Annotated in this window: 8 protein-coding genes; 3 read left to right on the top strand and 5 right to left on the bottom strand. The window is 67.8% G+C overall.

Annotation, left to right across the window (positions count from 1 at the left end):
- Together ACFW0H_RS20840 and ACFW0H_RS20835 are read left to right on the top strand one after the other, a co-directional pair.
- The coding region (locus tag ACFW0H_RS20840) for a TauD/TfdA family dioxygenase (RefSeq protein ID WP_422915763.1) at positions 1–155 on the top strand (155 nt) is incomplete at its 5' end.
- 51 nt (positions 156–206) lie between these two features.
- Complete coding sequence (locus ACFW0H_RS20835; RefSeq protein ID WP_422915759.1) at positions 207–1262, top strand: beta-keto acid cleavage family enzyme; 1056 nt, start codon at positions 207–209, stop codon at positions 1260–1262.
- Between the two features lie 776 nt (positions 1263–2038).
- On the opposite strand, the gene ACFW0H_RS20830 is transcribed toward ACFW0H_RS20835, so the two are convergent.
- From ACFW0H_RS20830 to ACFW0H_RS20810, 5 genes are all read right to left on the bottom strand, one after another.
- On the bottom strand, positions 2039–2836 hold the full coding sequence (locus tag ACFW0H_RS20830) for an acyl-CoA thioesterase (RefSeq protein WP_422915758.1): 798 nt from the start codon (positions 2834–2836) through the stop codon (positions 2039–2041).
- A 116-nt stretch (positions 2837–2952) separates the two neighbouring features.
- Positions 2953–3714 carry a CHAD domain-containing protein gene (locus ACFW0H_RS20825; RefSeq protein WP_422915757.1) on the bottom strand — a complete coding sequence of 254 codons (762 nt, stop codon included), beginning with the start codon at positions 3712–3714 and terminating at the stop codon, positions 2953–2955.
- Between the two features lie 56 nt (positions 3715–3770).
- Positions 3771–5759: a transglutaminase TgpA family protein gene (locus ACFW0H_RS20820; protein WP_422915756.1), complete on the bottom strand. Its 1989-nt coding sequence runs from the start codon at positions 5757–5759 to the stop codon at positions 3771–3773.
- Entirely contained in the window at positions 5756–6703 is a 948-nt protein-coding gene (locus tag ACFW0H_RS20815; protein ID WP_422915755.1) for a DUF58 domain-containing protein, read from the bottom strand. Before ACFW0H_RS20815 ends, ACFW0H_RS20820 begins: the two co-directional genes overlap by 4 nt.
- Positions 6703–7620: an AAA family ATPase gene (locus tag ACFW0H_RS20810; protein ID WP_422915754.1), complete on the bottom strand. Its 918-nt coding sequence runs from the start codon at positions 7618–7620 to the stop codon at positions 6703–6705. Before ACFW0H_RS20810 ends, ACFW0H_RS20815 begins: the two co-directional genes overlap by 1 nt.
- A gap of 185 nt (positions 7621–7805) precedes the next feature.
- Between ACFW0H_RS20810 and ACFW0H_RS20805 the strand changes: the two genes are divergently transcribed.
- Complete coding sequence (locus tag ACFW0H_RS20805; protein WP_422915753.1) at positions 7806–10253, top strand: acyl-CoA dehydrogenase; 2448 nt, start codon at positions 7806–7808, stop codon at positions 10251–10253.
- Positions 10254–10287: the final 34 nt, after the last annotated feature.

Below are 10287 nucleotides of genomic sequence, written 5' to 3'. Positions count from 1 at the left end.
CCTACGTACCGGAGTACCAGGTGCGCTGGCGCTGGAAGCCCAACAGCATGGCGATCTGGGACAACCGCTCCACCCAGCACTACGCCGTGATGGATTACCCGCCCTGCCATCGCAAGATGGAGCGCGCGGCCATCGTCGGCGACAAGCCCTTCTGATCTCTCCGAACCTCACAACAATCACTGCACTGCCGATCCCAGGAGTAACTCATGAACTTCATCGATGGCTCCCTGTTTGTCGAAAACATGGAAAAGCTGGTCATCACCGCCGCCCCCTATGGTCCGGAGTGGCTACCATCCGACTTCCCGGAAGATATCCCGGTAAGCATGGAGGCGCAGATCCAGAAAGCCGTGGACTGCTACAACGCCGGCGCCACTGTGCTGCACGTCCACGTCCGTGAGGAAGACGGCAAGGGCTCCAAGCGCCTGTCCAAGTTCAACGAACTGCTGGCCGGAATTCGCGAAGCCTGCCCGGGCATGATCCTCCAGGTCGGCGGCTCGATTTCCTTCGCCCCGGAAAACGATGGCGACGTCGCCAAGTGGCTGTCCGATGACACCCGCCACATGCTGGCCGAACTGACTCCGACCCCGGAGCAGGTCACCATCGCCATCAACACCAACCAGATGAACGTCTGCGAGCAGATGACCGCCGCCGACATCCGCGGCACCTCGCTGGAAGACCCGGTGATGCTCAAGGCCTACCAGGAAATGACCATCCCGGCTGGCCCGGCCTGGGTCGAGGAACACATCCGCCGCCTTTCGGCCAAGGGCATCCAGACCCACTTCCAGCTGGCCAACATCACCCAGCTCAATACCGTGGAGCGCATGATGCGCCGCGGCGCGTGCAACGTGCCGCTGATCCTCACCTGGGTAGCCATCGGCGGCGGCTTCGACTCGCCGAATCCCTATGACCTGGCCAACTTCGTGCGTGCCTGCCCGGACGGTTCGGTGCTGACCTTGGAGACCAGCATGCGCAACGTGCTGCCGCTGAACATGATGGCCATCGCCCTGGGTCTGCACGTGCGCTGTGGCATCGAGGACAACATCTGGAACCAGCGCCAGACCGCCAAGATGACGACCGTCGAGCAGATCGAGCAACTGGTGCGCATCTCCCGCGAGTTCGGCCGTGAAGTGGCCAACGGCGAGGAAGCCCGCAGGATCTACAAGATCGGCACCTTCTACAAGGACGCCGACGAGACACTGGCCCGGAACGGCTTCGCGCCGAACCGCAAGCCGGGTCAGGTCGGATTCACCCAGCACGCGTGATCCCTTCATCGGCCGGAGTTGCCTCCAGCCGTGTATTGCAACTTTGGCTGTTACGCGCGGCAGGTCCTGCACGACGGTGCGGACCTGCCCTACTTCGCTTCCGTAATGCCCGGTGACACAGGCCCGGGTGATTGCCGAGATCGCTCTTGAAAAACCGGCGCTGCGCGAAGGCATTTCCGACCCTTGCCTCGATGGCCATCGGGAAGGGGCTTTGATGCATGCGGTGATGCGCCTCTCGCGGAGCAATCACGAGGACTTCGGCCGTCTGGTGGAACAGGCGGGGGCAACTGCGTTGCCCTTGGCGAATGAATTCGCCCCCACAAGGTTTCGTGCCCCAACGGGGTAATTCTGTGGGAGCGAATTTATGCGCGAAAAGCACTGCGCAGTGCCGTAGGGTGGACAGCGCTCTTCTGTCCACCAGCGTCGCCATGCCGAGAATCGATGGTGGATCGGTGAAGCGTGATCCACCCTACTGGCTATGAATCTCCGTGCAGGCGTCCAGCCCTGGCGGGGCACTGTTGAGCGAATTCAAATGAATTCGCCCCACAAGGTTTCGTGCCCCAACCGGGCAATTCTGTGGGAGCGAATTTATGCGCGAAAGCGCTGCGCAGGCCGTAGGGTGGACAGCGCTCTTCTGTCCACCAGCGTCGCCATGCGGGACACCGATGGTGGATCGGTGAAGCGTGATCCACCCTACAGTCCGTGTAGGCACCCAGCCCTGGCGGGGCACTGTTGAGCGAGTTCATTCGCGATTGAAATCGCCCCCACAAGTTGGGTCAGCCGAACACCACCACCGTCTGCCGGCTCATCGCCACCAGCTCGCCAGCGGGCGTCCACAGGGCTGCCGCCGCGTGGCCGTAGCCATCTCGGGCATGCTCTATGCGGGCGCGGTATTTGCACCAGTCATGGGTATCCAGCTGCAGCAGCGGCTGGACGAACTCGATGGTCCAGGTCAGGGTGCTGCCGGGTGCGGGAGCCGGCAGGTGGGGAACGGTGGCCGGGGGCCAGGCATCCACCAGCGCCAGAAGGTGGGCCACGCTGAGCGGTTCCTTCTCCACCTCGCCACGGAAGCGCACCCAGCCGCCCATTTCGCGTTCGCGGCTGTTGGAAAACGGCATCCCGCCGATCCCCCAGCGCATGGCCAGGTGACGGGTGAACTCCGGGGTCACGCCCTGGATATAGGGCAGTTCGAAGCAGTCTTCAGGCCCCTTCATCTCGGGGGCGGGTTCGGCGTCCATCCGGACCACCGACGGGCGCGAGCCGCCGAAGCTGCCCTGCACCAGGGCCACCACCTGGCCCTTCTGCAACACGCGGCAGAACACCTGGCTCACCGCCTTGCCCTCGCGCAGCAGCTCGGCTTCGAAGATGGCCGGCACTTCCGGCTCCAGCGGCCCGACGAAGGTGGTCGCCAGGGAGCGCACAGGCCGGCCCGCTTCGACTTTCGCGCGCACGGCTTCGAAGGCCAGGGCCGTGACGACGCCCCCGAACACCGCGCGTCCCTGTCCCCAGGTCGCGGGCACCACCACTTCGGCGGGATTGCGGCGAGCCGCCTGGATCAATTCGGAAAAGTTCATCGGGAATCCCTGTCATCAGTCACCTGGCGGCGATCTTATGGCATTGCCTCGCCCCCTCGAAAGCTGCGCGACAGGGCTGCCACGCCAAGGCGCAGGGGATAAACGCCACGACCGCCTCAGCCCAGCTGCCGGCGCAGTTTCTCCAGGACCCGGTCCGAGCGGACTTCGGCGGCATGCATGGCCAGCTCCCAGGCCTTCGTCCGGGGCCGCAGGTCCGGCTCCAGCCGTGCCCGGGCCAGCCACTGGAAATTGTCATGCCAATTGCCCAGCACGGTTTGCGCCCCCACCAGCAGGCGCAAGGCTCTGGGCGACAGATCGATGAAACCCGGATAGGCCTCCAGGCTGTAGCGCATGCGCTTGATCAGCAGACGCAGGCGATGGCGGTCGTGGGATGGATCGCGCAGGGCCAGTTCCAGGCGGCTGCGGTTTTTTGCCAGGGATTTCTCGATGGACTTGCGCAGCCCCTTCAGCAGCCCTTCACGATGCGACACCCTCATCAGGTGCGGCCAGGCTTCAAGCACCTGGAACAGGCGCGGCAACTCGGGTGCCAGGAGGAGTTGCGCATAGCCGATTCGCCGGCCCTTCTCCCTCTCGTGGGTCAGGCGATCCAGGCCATGGCTGCGCAACTCGATGATCAGCACTTCCAGGTCCCGCAGTGGCCCGCTCAGGGTCGCCAGGTCCGCCGCCGCCTGGCTCAGCACATCCGCCGCCGGCTGGCCGCGCAGGGGGCGCAACAGGCTGCGCAAGCGCCGGGTGGCGACCCGCAGGTCGTGCAACGCCTCGTCATCGGTCCCGGCCTCCATGCGCGCCACGCAGGCGCGCAGGCGAACGTCCAGGCTAATGACCGACGCGATCAGGTCGTCCAGCAATCTGGCCATTTCAGGCTCTCCAGACTTCAGGCCCGGACGTGGGCGGGGCGTTCATCTAGCATGGCTCATCGGCGCACTGCCCGCAGGCGCCAGGGCAACGCCTTGCGCAAGGCGCGCAACGGAGCGGAAGGGTCGGCCGGTGAACGCCCGGCATAGCGACTGGCCTCGAAGGCGGCGAGGAAGGCGCGAATCTGCGCCGCCTGTCCGGGCAACTCGCGGCTCGCGCGATCGGCGAAGTCTCTCGGTCCTTCACCCTTGCCGCGCTGCACGCCGTGGCGCGCCAGCAATCGTTCGAAGGCCTGGAACTGGCGCAGCTGCGGGTCGCGCTCGCGTCGCCAGGGGGCGAACAGGAAGAGCGCCAACACCGCCATCAGCAGCCCCCCCGCCGCGACCAGGCCGAGGCCCAGCAGGCGACTGTCCAGGCTGCCGAACCAGCGACGCACCAGTTCCACCTGGACCGCCCCCTGATAGCCCAGCACCCAGCGCTGCCAGCCGTAGTTGAGGTTGTCCCAGGCCAACCGCAGATCGTTCAGCCAGGCCAACTGGCGGTAGCGCAATGGCGACAGGGGCGCCCCCTCGAGGAAGCTCTGCTCGCCGGCCAGTGCTTCTTCCAGGCCTCGCTCGATGCGGCTCGGCGCCACTTGGAAGGTCGGGTCGACGCTGGTCCAGCCCCGCCCGGGCAGCCAGTACTCCACCCAGGCATGGGCATCGAACTGATGCACCAGCACATAGTTGCCGGCCGGGTTCAGCTCGCCGCCCTGGTAACCCGCCACCACCCGTGCGGGAATGCCGGCCGCGCGCAGGACGAAGGTCATGGCACCGGCGTAATGGGCGCAGAAGCCGCGACGGCTGTCGAAGAGGAAGGCGTCGATGCTGTCCTCGCCGAGCCGGGGCGGTTTCAGGGTGTAGACGTAGGGCTCGCGGTGGAAATGCGCCAGCAAGGCCTCCACCAGTTGGCGGGGGTCTTTGTGGCGCTGCCTGAGTTCCTGCGCCCAGGCACGCGCCCGCGCGTCCCCCTGGGCCGGCAACTGCAGGGCCCGGCGCAATGCCGACGGATTGCCCTCGGGCTCCCGCACCGCCTGGGGCCAGGAGGTGACCTGGTAGAGCAGCGAGCGGTCGACCGGCTGGCGCCGCTCCATGCGGAAGTCGGCCAGGGTGCGCACACCCTCTTCCTGGGTCTGCGCCACATCCAGGCCGAACAGCCAGGGCTTGCCACTGGCTTGCATGACGATGCTGTAGCGCAGCGGCTCGCCCACCCTGCGCCAATCCGCACCAGGTTCCCGTTCGGAGCCGATGGACTGGGACCAGCGGCGCCCATCGAAGCGTTCCAGGGTGAGGGCGCGCCAGTAGAGCTGGCTGACGGGCGGCACCTGACCATCGAAGCTGGCGCGGAAGGCCAGTTCGTCGGAGCGGCTGAGTTCAGCGATATCCGCCGGGCTCATGCTGTCGGACAGACCGGTGATGCCCTTGTCGTTCGGCAGCGGCAACGACCAGAGCGGCCCCAGGCGCGGGAAGAACAGGAACAACAGGAGCATCAGCGGGACCGCCTGCAGCAGCAGAGTGCCGGCGGCCTTCAGCGGTACCAGCGGACGCTCCGCGAAGCGGCTCTGCTGCAACCCCACCAAGGCCGCCAGCAATGCGCAAAGTGGCAACAGGCTGTAGAGCGCGGCCAGCATGCTGTCGTTGAACAGGTAGGCGGTCACCTGGGTGAAGAAGCCCAGCAGCACCAGCACCAGCGCATCGCGCTGGCTGCGCAACTCCACCAGCTTGAGGATGAACACCGCCACCAGCAGCACGACCGCCGCTTCCAGCCCCACCAGGGTGCCCCGCGAGAGGATAACGCCCAGCGCCACGGCGAGGATCAGCGCCGCCTTGACCAGGGCGCCGGGGTACTGGGCGCGCATGCGGAAGATCTGGATGCGCCAGCCGGCGCAGCCCAACCACATGGCGATGATCCATAAAGGCAGGTGTAAGAGGTGCGGCAGGATCACCAGCACCTGGGCCACCAGCAGCCAGGTCAGGCCGATCCGGGTGATGGGCTGGCCGGCCTTCATTGCGGCGTCCCGTACAGCGCAAGGGCGCGCAGGCAGGCCTCGCGGTGGGTGTCGCCGATATCCGGAGCCAATTCCTCGCCGCGCAGGCGCAAGCCGAAAGGCTGGCCACGGGCGGACAAATGCAGCACCCAATGGCAGAGCAGCCCCAGGCGCTGCTCCAGGCCTCCCTCCAGCTCTTCCAGATCGAGCCAGAGGTTGCGCCCGGCGAGCGCCGCGAACTCCTTGACGAACAGGCCCTGGCCCCGCGAATAGGCCTTCCAGTGCAGGCGCCGGCGCGAATCCCCCGGCTGGTAGGCACGCAGCCCCTGGTAGTCGTCCGCCCCCGCGCCCAGCGCGTGCTGACCTTCGTCGTCATCCTCGTCACCCCGTCCGGCCATCAGCGGCAGGTCACCGGGCTGCGGACGCGGGTAGACAAGCAGGGCCTGGTCCAGGTCCACCCAACTCCAGGCCACCAGCAGGCCAAGGGGGAAGCGGCTCTCCACCCGCAGGCGCCGCGGCCGCAGCCAACCACGATGGTAGGTGGGTACATGCAGCTCGACTTCGCAGGCGCCTTGCGCCGGCACGTCCTGGACCTGCATGGGCAGCGGCGGCCAGCCGATCGCGACGGCCTGGTGCTCGCGGCCGGCACTTTCGAGGATGACCCGGAAGTGCGCCTGCTCGCCGAGAAAGACCGGCGCGCCACCCGCAGCCTTGAGGGTCAGCCCGGCGAGGTTGCGATAGGTGTGCAGGATGGCCACCAGGAACACCGAGACCAGCAGGAAGGTCAGCGCGTAAGCCAGGCTGTTCTGGTAGTTGATGGCCACCAGCAGCATGGGCACCAGCGCCAGCCCGAAGGCGGCGCCCGCGCGGCTGGGCAGAATGAAGATCCGCCGCTGATCGAGACGCACCTGGGCGGCCGGAGGAATCCGCCGGTCCAGCCAGCGGTCGACCTGGACTTCCAGCATCAGAGCGCCGGCACTTCGCGCAACAGCCACTGCACCAGGGCACCACCGCCGTGACCGGACGGATCGGCGCGCTCGCGCAGGCGGTGGCCGACCACCGAGGGCAGCACGGCCTGGACATCCTCGGGGATCACATAGTCGCGCCCCGCCAGCAAGGCCCAGGCGCGGGCCGCGGAGAGCAGCGCCAGGCTGGCCCGGGGCGACAGGCCCCAGGCGAATTGCGGTTGGCTGCGGGTGGCGTCCACCAGTCGCAGGACGTAGTCCACCAGGGCGTCACGGGCCACCACCTTCGGCACTTCCGCCTGGATCAGCCCCAGCTCGGCATGGCTGAACACGGGCTCCAGACGCGGCAGCAGCTCGCGGCGCGCCTCCCCCTGGAGCAGCGCCTTCTCCGCCGCCTTGGCCGGGTAGCCGAGGGACAGGCGCATGAGGAAGCGATCCAGCTGTGATTCCGGCAGAGCGAAAGTGCCCCCCTGGCTGGCCGGGTTCTGGGTGGCGATGACGAAGAAGGGCTCCGGCAACGGCCGGGTGGCGCCTTCGATGGTCACCTGCCCTTCTTCCATGGCCTCGAGCAGGGCGCTCTGGCTCTTGGGGGTGGCGCGGTTGATCTCGTCGGCCAGCACCAGTTCGGCGAACACGGGACCTGGGTGGAAGACGAACTGGCTGCTGTCCTTGTCGAACACCGAAGTGCCGAGGATATCCCCGGGGAGCAGGTCCGAGGTGAACTGGATGCGCTGGAAGCTCAGCCCCAGCACTTTGGCCAGGGCATGGCCCAGGGTGGTCTTGCCCATACCGGGCAGGTCTTCGATCAGCAGGTGTCCGCGGGCCAGCAGGCAGGTCAGGGCCAGGCGCACCTGCGCCTCCTTGCCCAGCAGTACCTGGTTTACCGCGTGCAGACAGGCATCCAGTTTGGTTCGCATTCGTCGCTCCCAGGTCAATGCGACGATGCTACTGGCAGGCCGGGCAATGGCAAAGTGCCCGGCAAACTTTACTCATCAAACTGTGCTTCAGCTCGCTGTACCGGCCTGTGCGTGCAGGTCGCCATGGCCATGGATGGCGACTAAGCTCGTGACGGCCGCCGCGCCGCCATCCAGGAGGATCGACCATGCTCGTGTTCTGGTTACTCGCCCTGATCCTGGGCGTCGCCTTCCTGTGCCACCGCCGCACCGCGCCCTTCCCCGCCCTGGGCCTGGTGGCCGGCTTTCTCGGGCTGATGGCCCTGCTCAGCCACGCCCCGGGCTGGCTGCTGCTTCTGTTCTGGCTGCTCTGGTTCGCCGTGGCCCTGCCCCTGGCGCTGCCGGACCTGCGCCGCAAGTGGCTCAGCGCGCCGCTGTTCGCCTGGTTCCAGCGGGCGCTGCCGCCCATGTCCGAGACCGAGCGGGAGGCCATCGAGGCCGGCACCGTCTGGTGGGACGGCGAGCTGTTCAGCGGCCGCCCGGACTGGCGCAAGCTGCTGGACCACCCCCGCCCGCAACTGACCGAGGAAGAACAGGCCTTCCTCGACGGTCCCACCGAAGCACTCTGCGCCATGGTCAGCGACTGGGAGGTCGGCCAGCAGCTCGACCTGCCGCCCGAGGCCTGGGCACACATCAAGCGCCACGGTTTCTTCGCCCTGATCATTCCCAAGGAATATGGCGGCAAGGGCTTCTCCGCCCATGCCCACTCCCAGGTGGCGATGAAGCTGGCCACCCGCAGCGCCGACCTCGCCTCCACCGTGATGGTGCCCAACTCCCTCGGCCCGGCCGAGCTGCTTATGCACTACGGCACCGACCAGCAACGCCAGCACTACCTGCCGCGCCTGGCCCGCGGCGAGGACATCCCCTGCTTCGCCCTCACCGGCCCGCTGGCCGGCTCGGACGCCGGCGCCATGCCGGATGTCGGCATCGTCTGCAAGGGGCGGTGGCAGGATCAGCAAGTGCTCGGCCTGCGCCTGACCTGGGAGAAGCGCTACATCACGCTCGGGCCGGTGGCCACCCTCCTCGGCCTGGCGTTCAAGGCCTATGACCCGGACCACCTGCTGGGCGAGGAGGAGGACCTGGGCATCAGCCTGGCCCTGGTGCCCACCGACACCCCCGGCGTCGAGATCGGCCGGCGCCACCTGCCCCTGGGCGCGGCCTTCATGAATGGCCCCAACTCCGGCAAGGATGTGTTCGTGCCGCTGGACTTCGTCATCGGCGGCCAGGCCATGCTCGGCAAGGGCTGGATGATGCTGATGAACTGCCTCTCGGTGGGGCGTTCCATTTCCCTCCCGGCGGCGGCCACCGGAACGGCCAAGTTCACCAGCCTGGTGAGCGGCCAGTACGCGCGCCTGCGCGAGCAGTTCAATGTTCCCCTGGCCAGCTTCGAAGGCATCCAGGAGGCCCTGGCGCGCATCGCCGGCAACGCCTGGCTGATGGACAGCGCGCGCCTCCTCACCGCCAGCGCCGTGGACCAGGGCGAGAAACCGTCGGTGCTCTCCGCCATCCTCAAGTACCACCTCACCGAGCGCGGTCGCGAGTGCATTGGCCACGCCATGGACGTGCACGGTGGCAAGGGGATCATCCTCGGCCCGAACAACTACCTCGGCCGCGCCTGGCAGGGCGCCCCCATCCCCATCACGGTGGAGGGCGCCAACATCCTCTCGCGCAACCTGATGATCTTCGGCCAGGGAGCCATCCGCTGCCATCCGATCGTGCTCGCGGAAATGGCGCTGGCCAACCGTGAGGACCAGGATTGGGCGCTGCTGGAGTTCGATCGGCTGCTGCTCAGGCATATCGGCTTCGCCACGGGCAATGCCGCCAGCAGCCTGCTCCTGGGGCTGAGCCTCGGGCGCCTCGGCGACGCGCCGGGGGACAACCTCTGCCGCCCCTACTTCCGGGCCCTCGACCGCCTGGCCGCCGCCTTCGCCCTGCTGGCCGACTGCAGCATGCTGCTGCTCGGCGGCGAGCTGAAGCGCCGCGAGCGGCTGTCGGCACGCCTGGGTGACGCCCTCAGCTACCTTTACCTGGCGTCCGCCGCCCTCAAGCGCTACCACGACCGCGACTACGCCACCCACCTGCAACCGCTGCTGCGCTGGGCCCTGGAGGAATGCCTGGGCAAGGCCGAGCAGGCGCTGGACGCACTGCTGGACAACTTCCCCAACGCGCTGATGGGCGGCCTGCTGCGGGTGCTGGTGTTCCCCCTCGGCCGGCGCCATCCCGGCCCGTCGGACAAGCTGGACGCCGAAGTGGCCGGGGTGATCGGCCGCGACCGTGGCGACCCGGCCCTTGAAGAGCTGCTCGCCGGCTGCCATCGCCCACAGTCCGGCGGCGACCCGGTGGCGGCGCTGCAGCGCGCCATCGACCTCGCCAATGCCAGCCAGCCTGCCCGGCACAAGCTGCAACAGGCCCTGAAGCAAGGCTTGCTGCACCCGGCCCCGGGCGAGGACGCCATAGCAGCCGGACTGGCCGCAGGCGTCCTGGACGCGACGGAAGCGGATCAGCTGCGCGCCGCCGAAGCGGCCCGGCGCAAGGTGATCGACGTCGACGACTTCGCCAAGGAAGAGCTGACGCGCGCTCCCGGCAAGACCCGTTGAGCCCGCGGGCAGGACAGCCGGCGCCGGGGGCCTT

Origin of the sequence: Metapseudomonas cellulosilytica (assembly GCF_049334135.1) — a bacterium.
Taxonomy (GTDB): Bacteria; Pseudomonadota; Gammaproteobacteria; order Pseudomonadales; family Pseudomonadaceae; genus Metapseudomonas.
The sequence above is the reverse complement of the archived record's forward strand: the minus strand, read 5'-3'. Positions and strand labels throughout refer to the sequence as shown.

Bases quoted from the DNA above. Each gene is read 5' to 3' on its own strand.
- ACFW0H_RS20820 (WP_422915756.1), bottom strand. From the start codon at position 5,759: ATGAAGGCCGGCCAGCCCATCACCCGGATCGGCCTGACCTGGCTGCTG.
- ACFW0H_RS20835 (WP_422915759.1), top strand. From the start codon at position 207: ATGAACTTCATCGATGGCTCCCTGTTTGTCGAAAACATGGAAAAGCTG.
- ACFW0H_RS20815 (WP_422915755.1), bottom strand. From the start codon at position 6,703: ATGCTGGAAGTCCAGGTCGACCGCTGGCTGGACCGGCGGATTCCTCCG.
- ACFW0H_RS20825 (WP_422915757.1), bottom strand. From the start codon at position 3,714: ATGGCCAGATTGCTGGACGACCTGATCGCGTCGGTCATTAGCCTGGAC.
- ACFW0H_RS20805 (WP_422915753.1), top strand. From the start codon at position 7,806: ATGCTCGTGTTCTGGTTACTCGCCCTGATCCTGGGCGTCGCCTTCCTG.
- ACFW0H_RS20830 (WP_422915758.1), bottom strand. From the start codon at position 2,836: ATGAACTTTTCCGAATTGATCCAGGCGGCTCGCCGCAATCCCGCCGAA.
- ACFW0H_RS20810 (WP_422915754.1), bottom strand. From the start codon at position 7,620: ATGCGAACCAAACTGGATGCCTGTCTGCACGCGGTAAACCAGGTACTG.